Raw genomic sequence first — 16077 nt, 5'->3', positions numbered from 1 at the left:
CCGAGCACGTGGCTGCACCACTGCGGATCTACGAGACCGAACACAAGATCGACGTCGCCGCGCCCGCCTCGGCCGTGTACGCGCTGCTCGCCGACGTCACGCGCTGGCCGGTCTACTTCGGACCGACGATCCACGCGCGCCAGCTCGAACGCGACGGCACCACCGAACGCATCCGGTTGTGGGCCACCGCGAACGACGAGCCCAAGACCTGGACCTCGCGCCGCGACCTCGACGAGGACGGCCTGCGCATCGACTTCCGCCAGGAGGTTTCGCAGCATCCGGTCGCGTCGATGACCGGGGCGTGGAACATCCAGGCCGGCGGCCCGGACTCGTGCACCGTCGTCCTGGAACACGCGTTCAGCGCGGTGGGCGACCTGCCGGAGAACGTCGAATGGGTGAGCAAGGCCGTCGACCGCAACAGCGAGCACGAACTGGAGAACCTGCGCGGCATCGCGGAAGGCCTTGCGGAGACTGAAGAACTCACCACGGTGTTCGCCGACAGCGTTGACATCAACGCGGACGCGGCGTCGGTGTATGAGTTCCTCTACCGGTCGGACCTCTGGCCGGAACGGCTGCCGCACGTCCAGCGCCTCGACCTGACCGAGGACACGCCTGGCCTGCAGGTCATGGAGATGGACACCAAGACCGCGACCGGGGCCGTGCACACCACCAAGTCGGTGCGCGTGTGCTTCGACGACGAGCACGCCATCGCGTACAAGCAGCAGGTGCTGCCCGCGCTGATGACCGTCCACAACGGACTGTGGACGATCGTCCCGCTACCGGATGGCGGTGTGCGCGCAACTTCGGAGCACACCGTGGTGATCAAGCGCGACGCGGTGGAGCAGATCCTCGGCGAAGGCAAGACCGTCGAAGACGCCAAGGCGTTCGTCCGGAATGCGTTGGGCACCAACAGCTCCGCGACGCTGAACCTCGCCAAGGCTTGGGCGGAGGACCGCGTCAATGGCTGACGGTGTCCTCCCGGTCGCTTCGCTGAACGACACCCCGCTGCTGCCGGACGCGCTGCGCATCCTCGCGGAGAACAGCCCGAACCAGGTCGCGGTCCGGCTCGGCGAGACGGCACTGACGTTCGCCGAACTCGACCGGGCCGCGTCCGGTTTCGCTGCCGCACTGGCGGAGCGGATCGGTACCGCGGGTTCGGTGGTTGCGATGTCCTCGGTGCTGCACCCGGAATTCGCGGTCGCCTACTACGGCACCTTGCGCAGCGGAAACGTCGTGCTGCCGTTGAGCCCGTTGCTGCGGGAAGGCGACCTCGGCCGGGTGCTGACCGAGTCGTCCGCCGCTGCCGCGGTGCTGAACGACTCGATGACCGTCGCAGTCGCCCGTGCCTCCGCGACGCCGGAACACCTGCTGTGCTTCGGAAATCCGGACCGCGCGAATTCGGTCGCCACGCTGGCGGCGGGCCCGATCGGAGAGCCGGTGGCGTTGGACCCGGACGCGGTCGCGTGCATCCACTTCACCAGCGGCACCACCGGACGGTCGAAGGGCGTGCGGCTCACCCACCGCAACATCGCGGTGAACGCGGTCCAGGTCGCCGAGGCACACGGGGTCACCGGAAAGTCGGTGACGTTCAACCACCTGCCGAGCTACCACCCGATGCACCTGAACTCCGCGCTGATCGCCGGGGCCACCCAGGTGCTGTGCCTGGTGCCCGACCCGGTCGCCACGATCGCCATCGCGGCCGGGGTGACGCATTACTACTCGATGCCGTTCCGCTTGGCCCGGCTCGCTACCGACCCCCGGCTCGCGGACCTGAAGCTGCCCGGCTGCGAGATCATCCTGTCCGGCGGTTCGGCGCTGTCCCCGGTGCACGCGGAAACGCTGCGCAAGCAGTTCGGCATCCCGGTCGTGCAGGGTTACGGCCTCGCCGAAACCGCGCCGCTGGTGCTGTCCGACGGCCCGGCCGCGCCGCGTCCCGGTTCGGTCGGCCAGGTCGTGCGCGACACCGAGGTGCGCGTTGTCGATTTGACGACCCGGCAGCCGCTCCCGGCGGGCGAACGCGGCGAGGTCGAGGTGCGCGGTCCGCAGGTGATGCGCGGCTACCTCGGCCGCCCGGACGGGGACGGCATCGGCGCGGACGGCTGGCTGCCGACCGGCGACGTCGGCTGTCTCGACGAGGACGGGTACCTGTTCCTGGTCGACCGCATCAAGGACGTCTTCAAACGCGACAACTGGCTGATCTCGCCCACCGAAATCGAGGCCGAGCTGCTGCGTCACCCCGGCGTGGCGGACTGCGCGGTGGTCGACCAGCCGGACGAGTTCGCCGGCGCGGTGGCGGCCGCGCTGATCGTCCCGGCCGGCGACGAGTGGGTGCCGCGCGCGGGCGAGATCGCCGCGGAGGTCAACGCCGCCCAGCCGTACTACAAGCACATCGAGCACGTCGAGCTGACCAGGGCGATCCCGCGGTCGCCCAACGGCAAGCTCGTCCGCCGCGAGCTGCGCGAGGCGCTGTCCTCCGTGCGCGGCAGCCAGAATCCCGGAACCGCACTGCTAGGAGCCGATACCGTGGTCACGTTCATCAGCAAGTTCACCGTCAAGGGCGAGCCGGAAGAGTTCGAGAAGGTCTTCACCGAGCACGCGCAGTACATGGCCGAGCAGCCCGGATTCGTCGCCTACCAGATGGTGCGGTCGCTGCGCGATCCCAAGGTGTATCTGAACATCGGCCAGTGGGTCGACGCGAACGCGCACAAGGCCGTCGTGACCAGCCCGGAGTTCCAGGCGCACGTGAAGAAGTTCGTCGAGCTGGTGGACGTCGAGGCGGATCTGTACTCGACAGTGTCCGAGGCGTCGGCATGAGCGATCTCGGTCTGGCCGGCCGCAGCGTCCTGGTGGTCGGTGCTACCAAGGGGCTGGGGCTGGCCATCGCGAACAAGTTCTGTGCGAGCGGCGCGCACGTGCTGCTCAACTACGCGCACGACGACGAAGCCGCCAAAGCCGCGCTCGCGAGCCTCGAGGACCTGCCCGGCTCGGCTTCCCTGGTCCGGGCCGACCCGTCCACCGAAGACGGCGCGGCTCAGCTGATCGCCGAGGTCGCGGCGGCCGGTCACGGGCTGGACGTCCTGGTGCACAACGCCGCGTCGTGGCATCCGATGCCCGCGGCCGGGGCTTCCGTCGCCGACCTGCACACCGACGTGTCCGCCGCACTGGATCCGTTGCTGCGCTTGGTACCCGGGCTGCTCGAACACCTCAAGCCGGGGAGCCGAGTGCTCGCGGTGTCCAGCTCGGGCGCGCAGCGGGTCATCCCGCGTTACGTCGCGCTGGGCGTCGCCAAAGCCGCGCTCGAATCCTTGGTGCGCTATCTCGCGGTCGAACTGGCTCCGCGCGGGATCACGGTCAACGCCGTCACGACCGCGAAGCTAGACAAGGGCGACGAGACCACACAGCCGGAAATGGTGCAGGTGCTGGCGGCTCGCACCCCGGCTGGCCGGCTGAGCACGCCCGCCGACGTCGCCGATGTCGTCGCGCTGCTGAGCGCGCCGGAAGCGGGCTGGATCCACGGCCAGGTGATCACCGCCGACGGCGGGCTCAGCCTGCGGTCTTGAGAATAAGGAGAACTTCGTGCAGCTGATTGACCTGTCGTCCCCGATCGACCCGCAAGGGTGGGAGCCCGAGCCGCTGTCGCTGGTCACCATGTCCGCCCAGGACGGCGCCAAGCACCTGGTCTCGGAGATGCGCGAGCACTTCGGCATGGAACTGGACCCGGAAGTGCTGCGGGACGCCGAATTCCTCACCAACGACACGGTGTCGCTGACGACACACACCGGCACGCACATCGACGCACCCGCGCACTACGGCGACGCCACGTCGTACGGCTCGGCCCCGCGCACGATCGACCAGATGCCGGTCGACTGGTTCCACCGCCCCGCCGTGGTACTGGACTTCACCGGCCGTGAGCCAGGTGTCATCACGGCGGACGACGTGCGCGCTGAACTGTCCCGAGTGGACTATCAGCCGAAGGAGCTGGACATCGTCCTGCTCCACATCGGTGCCGACCAGCACGCCGGTACGCCGAAGTACTTCACCGAGTTCGTCGGCCTCGACCAGTCGGGCCTTGACCTGCTGCTGGACTTCGGAGTCCGCGTGATCGGCACGGACGCGTTCAGCCTCGACGCGCCGTTCACGCACATCATCGAGACCTACCAGCGCACCGGGGACAAGTCCGTGCTGTGGCCGGCGCACATGCGTGGCCGCGACCGCGAGTACTGCCAGATCGAACGGCTGGCGAACCTCGCGCAACTGCCGCGGGCGCACGGCTTCACGCTGTCGTGCTTCCCGGTGAAGCTTGCCGGTGCCGGAGCCGGTTGGGCGCGCGCCGTCGCTATCGTCGAATAGCTCCCATATTGAGAAGGGCCCCGCGATGCACGCGGGGCCCTTCTTGCTGTTCAGTCAGCCCATTCGGGCTTCTCGAGCAGTTCGATCACCGCGCTGCTCCACGTGAACCCGGCCCCGACGCCCATCAGCAGACAGGTCTGCCCCGGCCGCAGTCCGCCGGTCCGCACGAGGTGTTCCAGGCTGACGATGTGGTCGCCCGCGCCGAGGTGCCCGATCCGGCTGTCGAAGTCCCAGGTCGTCCGCTCCAGCGGAACGTCCATGTGCCGCAGATAGTTCGACACCAGCCGCCGCCTCCCGAAGTGGGGCAGCACCAAACGGTCCACATCGGACAGTTCCAGCTCGGCGTCGCTCAGCGCGCGTTTCAACGCCTCGCGCTGCCCGTCGAGAATGGCCGCAAGCGTTTGCGACATCCCCGCCTCGGCGACGTAGGACCGTTTGTGCGCGTCGAGATCGACCAACTGCCGGTCGCGCATCTCGACCTCGCCGAACGCGGCCCCCGCCCGGTGCATGCCCTCCAGCTCCGGCCCGCCGACCACCGCCAGGCTGCGCAACCGCGCGAACCCGCCGGTGCTGGACAGCACCATCGCCGTCCCGCCGTCGGCATAGGCTGTCCCCGGATCGCTGTGCCAGCGGTCGAAATCCGGCCCGTCGAAGCGGTCCGCCGCCGTGATCAACGCCGCCTGCCGCGCCGGATCCGCCAGGAGGAAACTGGCCGCGAGGTCCAGGGCCGCCATCCCGCCGTTGGACACCTGCCGCACCTCGATCGCCGGACAGGTCCCGCCGACCGCCGCCCGCTGGACGTACGCGGCAGGCGACCACAAGTCGTATCCCTGATGGAACAACGTCGCGTGCAGCAGCACCGCGATGTCGCCACGCGCCACCCCGGACCGCTCCAGCGCGACCCGCGCGGCCCGAGCCGCCATCTCCGGCGGTGCGATCCCGTCCGGCGCGACGAGGACCGATTCCATCTCGCTTTTCCGCGCCGTCTCGGCCGAGCATTGCCCGCTCCGCACCGCTTCGGCGGTCGTCGTCGCCGGGGGCAGCCAGCTCCCGAGCCCGGCGAGGTACAGCCCGTCGAATCTCATGGCCGCCAGCCTTCCGGCGGACTCTCGACGGTGTGTGGGAACGGGCTCGACCTGGCAGTCCAGCCGGGGTCGAGCAGCCGTCGACCGCGCTGTCCGACGATCCGGCTGCCGCAGACGAGGGGAGTTCGCCGATGACCGAGGTCGCACTGCTGTTCCCGGGCCAGGGCTCGCAGCACGTCCGGATGGCCGCCGGGCTCTACGGCCAAGACGAGGTCTTCACCGACGCGGTGGACGAGGTCTTCGCCGCCCTAGGCCCCGACGGCCCCGCCATCCGCGCCGATTGGCTGACTGACTCGCCCGCAGTCCCCTTGGACCACGTGACCCGCTCCCAAATCCTGCTGTTCACCGTCGGCCATGCCTTAGGCCGGATGATCCTCTCGTGGGGCGTGCAGCCGGCTGCGCTGCTGGGACACAGCGTCGGCGAGGTAGCCGCTGCGACCTTGGCCGGAGTTTTCGAAGTGCGGGCCGCGACCGAGCTGATGTGGCGACGGGTGCAGGAACTAGCAGCCGCTCCTGCCGGGGGAATGCTCGCCGTGGCCGCGACGGTCGAGGATGTCGCCGGGGTTCTCACTGACGAGGTTGTGATCGGGGCGATCAATGCGCCCCGGCAGTTGATCCTTTCCGGGCCGGAACAGCCGCTTGCCGAGGCGTCCGCGAAGTTACGCGCTGCCGGGCGGACCTGTCTGCGGGTTCCCGCTACTTCGGCCTTCCACAGCCCTGCTTTGGCGGATGCTGCCGCCCGGTGCCTGCCGTCCGTGGCCGCCGCGCAGCCTTCGCCGCCGAAGATCCCGATGATTTCGGGGTACACCGGCTTTCGCCTCACCGATACGGAGGCGACCGACCCGGCGTACTGGGCTTCCCACCCGGTCGAACCGGTGCGGTTTTGGCCTGCGGTAGGGACTTTGCTGGGTCCGGACTCGCCGCTGGCGGCTGGTGGGGTGCTGGTGGAGACGGGGCCTTCGCAGTTGCTGGCCAAGGCCGCGCGAATGCATCCGGCGGTACGGGCGGGGGAGGCGAGGGTGGTGGGGATGCTGCCTGCGCGGGCTGGTGGCCCGGAGGCGGATCTCGCCGCGGTGGCGGCTTGCCGGGAGACGTTGGCGGCTGGGTGAATGGTGCGCCTGGCGGGTGGTGATTGCCGGGCCGGGCGTGGCTCCAGTCGTGACGGCCGGTCTGGTGGGGATGCTCGTCGAGAGGTGTTGGGTGCAGGCCGGTCTGGTCGGGCGATGCTTGTCGGGCGGTGGCCGCCCGAGAGGTGTCGGGCGCGGCTGAGTGCAGGCTGGTCTGGTGGGGCGATGCTGATCGTGTGGCGGCGTGTTGGGTCTGGTGCGGTGAGGGTGCCGGGCCGCTGAGTCCGGCGGCGGTGATTGCCAGGCGGGTGGTGTTGCGGAGCCAGGTTCCGCACCGCTGAGCGGTGTCTTGGCTGATGGCTCACGCGATTTGGCGGGGCACGGGCGATCTGTCGGACCTCGCGGACCGGTGTCGCGGCTTGCTGCGAGGCGTTGGTCGGCTGGTGAGGTCTGTGGCCTAGCCCGTGATGCGGGTTCGCGTTGACGGGCCGAGCCGAGAAGCGTTGAGTGCGGCCAAAGCGATCGCCCGTGCCCGCCAGACGGCGCTTGGCGTCCCCGGCCAGTCACCCACCCGGGTAGTGCGGACCGGGGTCGTCCGCGCCTGTTCTGGTTGAGTTGAGGTTTGCGTAGCGGGTCGTTCACTGTGCGGTGTTGTGCTGGCGAAAGGCTGCGGCCTCACTCGGGCGCGGCGGGTTTCGAGGCGCGAGGCGGTGGTGAAGCGATGTGGCTGGTCGAATGTCCGTCGTTCTGGGACCAGGGGCTGATTCGCCCGCTCGTCACCGAGCACGGCAAGGTCGTGCTGATGTGCGATTCCTGCACCGCGGTGTGGCGGACCCCGGCCAGTATCGAGGAGTTCGAGCACGTCGAGCCGGAAGCGCCTGAATGGTCGATCGGCTCGGACACGCACGTCCGGCCCGGGACGACTCGCTGGGCCGAGCTGGCCGACGTCGCCTCGGCTGGGTGGGGCGATCTTCGGTGGCGCGAGCTGCCCTGAACCTCTGCTGACCGCGGCGGGGTAGTCGCGGAGTGAACTCTGGCCGTCGTCCGAGCGGGGCGGCGGCTCGTATTGTGCTGCGCCTCAACGAGACCCCTCCCTGCCCTTGCTAGTCAGTGTTACTATGTACCGGTACTCAGCAATACTGACTAGCTGAAGGGCGTTCGATGGGCAAGCAGGCGACGGAGATGCTCAAGGGGACCTTGGAGGGCCTCGTCCTCGCGATTCTTGCCGGGCGGGCCGCCTACGGGTACGAGATCACCTCTTGGTTGCGTGAACGGGGGTTCACCGATCTCGCAGAGGGCACCGTGTACGCGTTGCTCGTGCGGATCGAGCAGCGCGGGCTCGTCGACGTCGAAAAAGTGCCGTCCGAGAAAGGGCCGCCGCGCAAGGTTTATTCGCTGAATGCTCCGGGGCGGGCGAGCCTTGAGGAATTCTGGCGGAATTGGCGGTTTCTCTCGGATCGGCTCGAGCAGCTGCGCAAGGAGGGAATCACTCATGGGGAATGACGGGAAAAGCCGGTACCTGCATTACTTAGAGGTGGTGACGGGGCCGCTGGAGGACAAGAAGCGGTATCGGCGGTACAAGGCGCGGGTCGAGGAGCTGCCGCCGGACTACCGTGGGGCAGCCAAGGCTCTGCACCGCTACCTGCAGTATTTCGGGCCGGGGACGGCGGAGAGTCATCTGCGGATGCTGGACGATCTCATCGACCTGTTCGAGCAGAGTCTCGCCAACGGGACGACTGTGCGGGAGATCGTCGGTGCCGATCCGGTGGAGTTCGCGGAGGAGTTTCTTCGGAGCTATCCCGAGGGGAACTGGATTACCCGCGAGCGGACGCGGTTGACTGAAGCCATCGATCGTGCCATCGGTGGTGCGGAATGACGGCGCCGGCGATTCGCGTACGGGGGCTGCAGAAGTCGTACGGGAAATTGGAAGTGTTGCGCGGGGTCGATTTCGATGTGGCGCGCGGCAGTATCTTCGCGTTGCTCGGGTCGAACGGGGCGGGCAAGACGACGGTGGTGCGGATCTTGTCCACGCTGCTCAAGGCGGACGCGGGCGAGGCGGAGGTCAACGGGTTCGCGGTCGCGAGCCAGGGGGCGGACGTGCGCGAGTCGATCAGCCTCACCGGGCAGTTCGCGGCGGTCGACGAAATCCTTACCGGGCGCGAGAATCTGGTGCTGGTCGCCAAGCTGCGCCACCTCAAGAAGCCGGGCGCGATCGCGGACGAGCTGCTGGAGCGGTTCGCGTTGACCGACGCCGGGGCGCGGAAGGTCTCGACGTATTCCGGGGGCATGCGCCGTCGCCTGGACATCGCGATGAGCCTGATCGGGGACCCGAAGGTCATTTTCCTCGACGAGCCGACGACCGGGCTCGATCCGCAGGCGCGCAACGACGTCTGGCGGGCGGTCGAGGAACTCGCCGAACAGGGGGCCACGGTGCTGCTGACCACGCAGTACCTGGACGAGGCCGAACACCTCGCCGACCGGATCGCGATCCTGCACGAGGGGCGGGTGCTCGTGAACGGGACGCTCGCCGAACTCAAGCAGCTGCTCCCGCCGGCGAAGGTCGAATACGTCGAGAAGCAGCCGACGCTGGAAGACGTCTTCTTCTCCCTGGTCGGCACCGGAAGCAAGGGGAAGGACGATGAGCAACCACTTCGCCGGCGACAGCGCTGTCCTGTTAGGACGGTCGCTGCGGCACATCATCCGCAGCGTGGACACGATCATCACGACCACGATCACGCCGATCGCGATGCTGCTGCTGTTCACCTACGTCTTCGGCGGCGCGATCAACTCCGGCTCCGAATCGTACGTGACTTACCTGCTGCCGGGCATCCTCCTGATCACCATCGCCTCCGGCATCGCCTACACCGCCTTCCGGCTCTTCCTGGACATGAAGGGCGGCATCTTCGAGCGCTTCCAGTCCATGCCGATCGCGCGGTCGGCGGTGCTGTGGGCGCACGTGCTCACGTCGGTGATCGCGAACCTGATCTCGGTCGCGGTCGTCGTGCTGGTCGCGTTCGCGATGGGCTTCCGCACCAGCGCGGGACCGCTGGCGTGGCTCGCGGTGCTCGGCATCCTGGTGCTGTTCACCCTGGCGCTCACCTGGATCGCGGTGATCCCCGGCCTCACCGCCAAATCCGCGGACGGCGCGAGCGCGTTCTCCTACCCGCTCATCTTCCTGCCGTTCGTCAGCTCGGCCTTCGTGCCGACCGGCACCATGCCCGGACCGGTGCGCGCGTTCGCGGAGCACCAGCCGGTGACGTCGATCGTCAACACGATCCGCGATCTGTTCGCCGAGCGGCCGGTCGGGAGTGGGATCTGGACCGCGCTGGCGTGGTGTGTGGGGATTCTGGTGGTGGCGTACTTCTTCGCGAATGTGATTTATCGGCGCAAGATCTCCTGATTCGTCCGGGCGGTCGCGGTCGCGTGTGGGTGCTTGTCGGTGGTGGCGTGCCTTTTCGCCGACGTCGTCTACCGGCGCAAGATCTCCTGACTTGTCCGGGCACTCACAGCTGTGCGTGGTGCTTGTCAGTGGCGTGCTTTTTCGCCAACGTCATCTACCGGCGCAACTCACCCCAGCGCCCACAGCCGTGCGTAGTGGCCGTTTGCCGCGACTAGTTCGGTGTGCGTGCCCTGTTCGACGATGCGGCCATGGTCGAGCACCACGATCCGGTCGGCCTTCGCGGCGGTTGCCAGGCGGTGTGCGACGACGAAGGTGGTGCGGCGGCGGGCGAGGTGTTCGGTGGCGCGCAGGACGGTCGCTTCGGTGGCCGGGTCCAGGGCGGCGGTGGCTTCGTCCAGCAAGAGTACGTCCGGGTCGACCAGTTCGGCCCTGGCCAGCGCGACGAGCTGCCGCTGCCCGGCGGACAGCGAACGGCCGCGTTCGCCTACCGGTTGCCGGAAACCGGCGGGCAGCGCGGCTACTCCGTCCAGTGCGCCGACCGCGCGCACGGCGGCCTCGACCTCCGCGTCGGTGGCTTCGGGGCGGCCATAGCGCACGTTGTCCGCGACGGTGCCGGAGAACAGGTGCGCCTCCTGCGGCACCACGCCCATCCGGGCGCGCAACGCGGGCAGGTCGTACTCGCGGACGTCGACCCCGTCGATCAGCACCGCGCCGCCGGTGGCGTCGTAGTAGCGCGCGACGAGCTTCACCGCGGTGGACTTGCCCGCCCCGGTCGCGCCGACCAGTGCGACGGTTTCGCCGGCCGCGACATCGAGCGTGAGGTTTTCCAACGCGGGCTTTTCCGCGCCGGTGTAAGAGAAATCGACGTCCTTGAACCGCACCTCGCCGGACAGGCGCGCGGGCAGTTCGACGGGCTGCTCGGCGGCGGGGACCGACGTCGGCGTGCGCAGCAGATCGCCGATGCGGCTCAGGCCGACGCGGGCCTGCTGGTAGCCGTCGAACACCGACGACAGCTGCTGGATCGGCGAGAAGAACTGCTGCAGGTACAACAGGAATCCCAGCAGCACACCGGCTTCGAGCGTGCCGCCCGCGACGCGGTGCGCGCCGATGACCAGCACCGTGGTGGTCGCCAGGTCCGACAGCAGCGAGACCAGCGGGAAGTACGTCGCGATGTACCGTTGCGCGCGCAGCCGCGACCGGCGGTAGTCGTCGCTGCGCGACGCGAACACCTCCGCCGAACGCTCCTCGCGCGTGTATGCCTGAGCGACGCGCAGACCGCTGACGTTCTCCTGCATGTCCGCGTTGACGACGCTCACCTTCTCGCGCGCCTCGCTGTACGCCCGCGAAGCGACCCGCCGGAACACCAGCGTGGCCACGAGCAGGATCGGCAGCATGGCCAGCGCGTACACGGCCAGCGCGGCATCGGTGACCAGCAGCGCAACCGTAATGCCCACCAAGGTGAGCGCGCTGACCACCGCGGTGGCGAGCCCGGTCTGCAGGAACGTGGACAAGGCGTCGACGTCCGTGGTCATCCGGGTCATGATCTTCCCGGACAGCTCGCGCTCGTAATAGTCCAGCCCGAGCCGTTGCAGGTGTGCGTAGCTGCGCACCCGCAGCGAGTACAGCACCGTTTCGCCGACGCGCGCGGTGAGCCGCGTCTGCCAGCGCACCACGAACCAGTCGGCCGCGACCACCAGCGCGCCGATCCCGGCCAGCAGCCACACCACGCTCACCACGCCCGGCAGCACACCGTGATCGACCCCGCGCTGGTACAGCGAGGGCAGCGCGAGCGAGGCCAGCGCGTCCGCCGCGACCAGTGCGACCACCCCGGCGAGCGGCCATCGCACCGGCCGCAGGATCCGGGACAGCCGGAAGCCGGGGTCCGGGGCCGTGACGTCCACATCGGACAGTCGGGGCCGGTCCGTCGCCGGCGGCAACCGGCGGACGCCTTCCAGCAGCTCCGGAGTCGGCGGCACGTCCGCGCCGCCACTGCCCGCGAACCCGCTCCCACCGCCCGGCGTCCCGCCGCGGGACTGCGCGGCTTCGGCGAGCGCGTCGACCTCGTCGCGTTCGTCGTGCGGCCACAGCACCGCCGTGGTGCCGTCCGCACCGGGCTCAAGGTTCTCGCAACGGTGCGGTTTTTCAACGTCGTCGCCCGGCCCGGCGACCAGTTCGCGGAACAACGGGCACCGCGCCAGCAGCTCTTCCTCGGTGCCGACATCGACCACGCGGCCCTGGTCCAGCACCGCGATCCGGTCGGCCAGCTGCAGCGTGGACCGCCGGTGCGCGATGAGCAACGTGGTGCGCTCGGCGGTGACCGCGCGCAGCGTGTCGTGGATCGCGGCTTCGGTGACAGTGTCGATCGCCGACGTCGCGTCGTCCAGGATCAGCACGCGCGGGTCGGTGAGCAGCGCGCGAGCGAGCCCGAGCCGTTGCCGCTGCCCGCCGGACAGCGTGAGCCCGCGCTCGCCGACCTCGGTGGCGTACCCGTCTGGCAGCGCGCGGATGAACTCGTCCGCCTCCGCCGCGCGGGCGGCCGCGAACACCTCCTCGTCACTCGCGTCCGGGCGGCCGTACGCGATGTTGTCCCGCACTGACGTGGAAAACAGGAACGCTTCCTCGAAGACCACGCCGATCGCCTGCCGCAGATCCTTCAGCGGGACGTCGCGCACATCCAGCCCGCCGACCCGCACCGAACCCGAATGCACGTCGTAAAACCGGGGCAGCAGCAGGGAAATCGTGGACTTCCCGGACCCTGCCGTGCCCACCAGCGCGAGCGTTTCGCCGGGCCGCGCTTCCAGGGTGAGCCCGTCGAGCACCGGATCGCTGCGGGTGTAGCCGAACTTCACGTCGGCCAGCTCCACGCCCAGCGTGCCGGGTGGCAGCGGCCGCGCGTCCGGACTGTCGGTGACCTCCGGCTGCGCGTCGATCAGCTCGTACACCCGCTCCGCGCCGGCGCGCGTGAGCTGCGCCTGCACCACCAGACCGGACAGGAACCGCGCCGGACCGATCAACGCGGCGAGATACGTGGCGAACGCGAGGAACGTGCCGAGACTGATCTGCCCGTTCAAGGCCAGCACACCGCCGATCGCCAGCACCGCGACCTGACCCGCGGCAGGCAGTGCCGACGTGGTCGCTGTCGGCAACGCGGACAGCTTCGCCGCGCGCAACCGCTCCGCGAACAGCTTCCGCGCCGTGCGCTCCAGCCGGGCGACCTCGCGCGCCTCCTGCCCGAAACCCTTCACCACCCGCACGCCGGTGACGGTTTCCTCGACGTGCTGTGCCACATCCGCCGCGCGCTGCTGCGCCGACCAGGTGGCTGGGAACAACCTCCGCCTGCTCATCGCCACGACAATCCCGACTGCGGGCGCGACCACCAGCGCGATGAGCGTGAGAAGCGGCGACATCCACAGCATCGCGCCCAGCGCCAGCACCGCGAAAATCACCGAACCCGCCGACAACGGGACCTGCATCAGCAACCCGGTGACCAGCTGCAGATCCGAAATCGCGCGCGAGACCACCTGCCCGGTGCGCAACGCGTCCTGCTTCCCGCCGTCCAGCCGCGACACCGCGCCGAACACCCGGTTCCGCAGATCGTGCTGCACGTCCAGCGCCAGCCGCCCGCCGACATACCGCCGCAGGAACGCCGACCCGAACGCCACCACCTGCAACGCCACCAGCCCCACCGCGAGCCCGGTCAGCTGCGACGTGTGCCCCGCCACCGCGTCGTCCACCGCCGCCCGCACGAGCAACGGGCTCGCCGCCTGCACGCCCACGCTCAGCACCGCCGCCGTCATCGCGAGCACGACGACGCCGCGGTGCTCCCAGCAGGCAGCGGACAACCGGCGCACCCAGCCGACCGGTTGGGGCGCCGTCTCAGCAATCGGACGGTCTTGACGCGCAGGCGTCTCAGTGGTGGTCACATCACAAGGTTAGGGAGCGGCACCGACAATTTATTCCCGCGAGCGCCGCCCGCCCGGACCAAACGGGCACAACCGGCGCTGCCGGACGCCGCCGGACGCCGAGGTGACGAACGGCACGCCAGCGGGTTGCGAGGGGCCCTGGAAGCGGCGTGGAGCAGGGAAACCCTGTCCCCGTCAGCAAAGGTGAAAGGTTGAACGTTCACCTGGTTACCGGGACGAACCCCGGCCAATTCCACCCCCGGGCGAGCGCTCCCGCCCAATGTTCTTTAAGCTAGTACTCGGCGACCCGCTCCCAGTGACCCCCAGGCTGGTTGAGCGGGTCGCCCTTCTTCCCTTCCTGTGCTCGCGCCTGGCGGCGCTTCGCCTCGGAAGGGGCGTCGTATTACCCGGGGGGCCGAGCCCCCGGACCCCCACGGTGCGGTTGGCGGCGGTTGGGTGGGTGGTTCCTTTGCGGCGGGGCGCGGTGGCGGTTTTTCGTTGTGGGGTATGGCGAATGTGGGGGCGTCCGGTCTTTTGGGGCGCTGGGGGTTGGGTCAGTGGGGGCTGGTTAGGGCGCGCAGGTTTGTTACTAGGGCGTCTGCGAAAGCTTCGTTTAGGGTGCCTTCGGGGAGCAGTAGGCGGGCGTAGCAGGCGCCCCATAGTTGATCGACTAGGGCTTCGACGTCTACTGATGGTGGTAGTTGGCCGCGTTCTTGGGCTGCGCGCAGTAGTTCTGTCGCGCCTTCGCGGCGGGGGCGGGTGTAGGTGTCGGAAATCTCGGTTGCTAGCGCTGGGTCGTGCTGGGCGGAGCCGAGGAGGCCGGCGACCATCGTGCCGATGCCGGGCTCGGACAGGTTGGCCACGAACTCCCGCAGGTGGGTGCGCAGGTCGGTCCACAGGTCGCCGCTCGACTCGGGGCGCAGCGAATCCGCGTAGGTGTCTTCGAACGCGGCGAGCGCCAGCGAAGCGGGCGATCGGAACCACTTGTACAGCGTCATCCGGCTCACCTCGGCGCGGCGCGCCACCTTGTCGAAGGTGACCTCGGAGACGCCGTTCTCGCGCAGCACCGCCGCCGCGGTTTCGAGGATGCGGCGGCGCACCTCGGCCGACGGCGGGCGGCCCCGTCCGCGTTTGGCCGGTTCGGAGTCGTTGCGCGCCATGGGACAGGAGCCTAACATCGAATTAGTGGACAACTTGTCCATTAATTCATCTAGGAGACCCGATGCGGATCATCACGCTGGAAGAGCACTTCTCCGAGCCCGCCCTCACCGCCGCGAGCGCCCCGGTGCTGCGCGAACTCGGGCCCGGCTTCGTGCGTGCTTATTCGGCCGCCGAGGGCAACGCCACCTCCGCCACCGCGGCGCCGGCGGAACAACTCGAAGAAATCGGCGAAGCCCGGATCGCGGACATGGACCGGCACGGCATCACCACCCAGGTCCTTTCCGGGCTGTGGGGGCAGCAGGTGCCTGCCGACGTCGCACCCGAATTGGCCCGCCGCGCCAACGACACCGCGGCCGCGGCAGTCGCCGCGCACCCCGGCCGGTTCGCGGCTTTCGCCACGCTGGGCACCGCCGCGCCCGAAGCCGCGGCGACGGAACTGGACCGGTGCGTGTCCGAACTGGGGTTCGTCGGCACCCTGATCACCGGGCGGACCGAAGGCGAATTCCTCGACGCCCCGCGGTTCGCCCCGGTGCTGGCCGCCGCGGCCCGGCTGCGAGTGCCGATCTATCTCCACCCCGGCCTGCCGCCGCGAGCGGTCACCGATGCCTCCTACGCCGGCCTCGATCCGGTGGTCACCGCGCGGTTCCAGGCCGCTGCCTGGGGCTGGCACGTGGAAACCGCGACGCATTTCGTGCACCTGGTGCTGTCCGGGGTGTTCGACCGGCATCCGGAGCTGCAGGTGATCCTCGGGCACTGGGGCGAGATGATCCCGTTCTACCTGGACCGGCTCGACGACCAGCTGCCCGCGCGGATCACCGGCCTCGACCGCTCTTTTGCGGAGTACTTCCGGGAGAACGCGTACATCACGCCGTCCGGCATGTTCAGCCTGCCGCAGCTGCGGTTCTGCCTCGAGACGATCGGCGCGGACCGGATCCTTCATTCGGTCGACTACCCGTTCGTCGGCAACGACGGGGCGGCCGCGTTCCTCACCGATTCCGGACTGTCCACGGAGGACCAGCACCGGATCGCGCACGGCAACGCGGAAAAACTGCTCGGCGTGTGACCTTCCGGTCCAGGAAATGCTTGGGGCATAAGAAAAGCGGCGAGGGACC

The 16077-nt window shown here is 69.2% G+C and carries 13 protein-coding genes and 1 pseudogene; 11 read left to right on the top strand and 3 right to left on the bottom strand.

Annotated elements, in window-relative coordinates; genetic code table 11:
- Positions 1–8 precede the first annotated feature (8 nt).
- From RPX00_RS05265 to RPX00_RS05250, 4 genes are read left to right on the top strand one after another with little or no spacing between them, the layout of a single operon-like run.
- Positions 9–968, top strand: a complete 960-nt coding sequence (locus RPX00_RS05265) for an aromatase/cyclase (RefSeq protein ID WP_406638008.1) — start codon at positions 9–11, stop codon at positions 966–968.
- Positions 961–2814: an AMP-binding protein gene (locus tag RPX00_RS05260; protein ID WP_406638006.1), complete on the top strand. Its 1854-nt coding sequence runs from the start codon at positions 961–963 to the stop codon at positions 2812–2814. Before RPX00_RS05265 ends, RPX00_RS05260 begins: the two co-directional genes overlap by 8 nt.
- Positions 2811–3560 carry an SDR family oxidoreductase gene (locus tag RPX00_RS05255; protein ID WP_406638004.1) on the top strand — a complete coding sequence of 250 codons (750 nt, stop codon included), beginning with the start codon at positions 2811–2813 and terminating at the stop codon, positions 3558–3560. The genes RPX00_RS05260 and RPX00_RS05255 overlap by 4 nt, the downstream gene beginning before the upstream one ends.
- A gap of 16 nt (positions 3561–3576) precedes the next feature.
- Complete coding sequence (locus tag RPX00_RS05250) at positions 3577–4350, top strand: cyclase family protein (RefSeq protein WP_406638002.1); 774 nt, start codon at positions 3577–3579, stop codon at positions 4348–4350.
- Positions 4351–4400: 50 nt separating this feature from the next.
- On the opposite strand, the gene RPX00_RS05245 is transcribed toward RPX00_RS05250, so the two are convergent.
- Positions 4401–5435 (bottom strand): ketoacyl-ACP synthase III family protein, encoded by a 1035-nt coding sequence (locus tag RPX00_RS05245; protein WP_406638000.1) that lies wholly within the window; start codon positions 5433–5435, stop codon positions 4401–4403.
- A gap of 131 nt (positions 5436–5566) precedes the next feature.
- On the opposite strand from RPX00_RS05245, the gene RPX00_RS05240 reads away from it, so the two are divergent.
- The 6 genes and pseudogenes from RPX00_RS05240 (at position 5567) to RPX00_RS05215 (ending at position 9902) form a co-directional block, all read left to right on the top strand.
- Positions 5567–6544, top strand: coding sequence for an acyltransferase domain-containing protein (locus RPX00_RS05240; RefSeq protein WP_406637998.1), 978 nt, complete (start codon positions 5567–5569; stop codon positions 6542–6544).
- A gap of 679 nt (positions 6545–7223) precedes the next feature.
- Positions 7224–7496, top strand: coding sequence for a hypothetical protein (locus tag RPX00_RS05235; RefSeq protein ID WP_406637996.1), 273 nt, complete (start codon positions 7224–7226; stop codon positions 7494–7496).
- Between the two features lie 167 nt (positions 7497–7663).
- Entirely contained in the window at positions 7664–8005 is a 342-nt protein-coding gene (locus RPX00_RS05230) for a PadR family transcriptional regulator (RefSeq protein ID WP_406637994.1), read from the top strand.
- Positions 7995–8378 carry a DUF1048 domain-containing protein gene (locus RPX00_RS05225; RefSeq protein ID WP_406637992.1) on the top strand — a complete coding sequence of 128 codons (384 nt, stop codon included), beginning with the start codon at positions 7995–7997 and terminating at the stop codon, positions 8376–8378. Before RPX00_RS05230 ends, RPX00_RS05225 begins: the two co-directional genes overlap by 11 nt.
- A pseudogene (locus tag RPX00_RS05220) lies at positions 8375–9133 on the top strand (ABC transporter ATP-binding protein); the annotation flags it as partial. The gene RPX00_RS05225 and the pseudogene RPX00_RS05220, both read left to right, overlap by 4 nt.
- 7 nt (positions 9134–9140) lie before the next feature.
- The gene (locus tag RPX00_RS05215) at positions 9141–9902 is read left to right on the top strand and encodes an ABC transporter permease (protein WP_406637990.1); all 762 of its coding nucleotides are present in this window, start codon (positions 9141–9143) and stop codon (positions 9900–9902) included.
- Between the two features lie 167 nt (positions 9903–10069).
- On the opposite strand, the gene RPX00_RS05210 is transcribed toward RPX00_RS05215, so the two are convergent.
- The gene (locus tag RPX00_RS05210) at positions 10070–13786 is read right to left on the bottom strand and encodes an ABC transporter ATP-binding protein (RefSeq protein WP_406642775.1); all 3717 of its coding nucleotides are present in this window, start codon (positions 13784–13786) and stop codon (positions 10070–10072) included.
- A 572-nt stretch (positions 13787–14358) separates the two neighbouring features.
- On the bottom strand, positions 14359–14964 hold the full coding sequence (locus RPX00_RS05205) for a TetR/AcrR family transcriptional regulator (RefSeq protein ID WP_406637988.1): 606 nt from the start codon (positions 14962–14964) through the stop codon (positions 14359–14361).
- 62 nt (positions 14965–15026) lie between these two features.
- Between RPX00_RS05205 and RPX00_RS05200 the strand changes: the two genes are divergently transcribed.
- The gene (locus RPX00_RS05200; RefSeq protein ID WP_406637986.1) at positions 15027–16028 is read left to right on the top strand and encodes an amidohydrolase family protein; all 1002 of its coding nucleotides are present in this window, start codon (positions 15027–15029) and stop codon (positions 16026–16028) included.
- Positions 16029–16077 lie beyond the last annotated feature (49 nt).

It is taken from the genome of Amycolatopsis sp. WGS_07, from assembly GCF_045278895.1.
Lineage (GTDB): Bacteria > Actinomycetota > Actinomycetes > Mycobacteriales > Pseudonocardiaceae > Amycolatopsis.
The sequence above is the reverse complement of the archived record's forward strand: the minus strand, read 5'-3'. Positions and strand labels throughout refer to the sequence as shown.

Coding starts and splice junctions, on each gene's coding strand:
- RPX00_RS05260 (WP_406638006.1), top strand. CDS start 961: ATGGCTGACGGTGTCCTCCCGGTCGCTTCGCTGAACGACACCCCGCTG.
- RPX00_RS05255 (WP_406638004.1), top strand. CDS start 2,811: ATGAGCGATCTCGGTCTGGCCGGCCGCAGCGTCCTGGTGGTCGGTGCT.
- RPX00_RS05245 (WP_406638000.1), bottom strand. CDS start 5,435: ATGAGATTCGACGGGCTGTACCTCGCCGGGCTCGGGAGCTGGCTGCCC.
- RPX00_RS05240 (WP_406637998.1), top strand. CDS start 5,567: ATGACCGAGGTCGCACTGCTGTTCCCGGGCCAGGGCTCGCAGCACGTC.
- RPX00_RS05235 (WP_406637996.1), top strand. CDS start 7,224: ATGTGGCTGGTCGAATGTCCGTCGTTCTGGGACCAGGGGCTGATTCGC.
- RPX00_RS05230 (WP_406637994.1), top strand. CDS start 7,664: ATGGGCAAGCAGGCGACGGAGATGCTCAAGGGGACCTTGGAGGGCCTC.
- RPX00_RS05225 (WP_406637992.1), top strand. CDS start 7,995: ATGGGGAATGACGGGAAAAGCCGGTACCTGCATTACTTAGAGGTGGTG.
- RPX00_RS05215 (WP_406637990.1), top strand. CDS start 9,141: ATGAGCAACCACTTCGCCGGCGACAGCGCTGTCCTGTTAGGACGGTCG.
- RPX00_RS05205 (WP_406637988.1), bottom strand. CDS start 14,964: ATGGCGCGCAACGACTCCGAACCGGCCAAACGCGGACGGGGCCGCCCG.
- RPX00_RS05200 (WP_406637986.1), top strand. CDS start 15,027: ATGCGGATCATCACGCTGGAAGAGCACTTCTCCGAGCCCGCCCTCACC.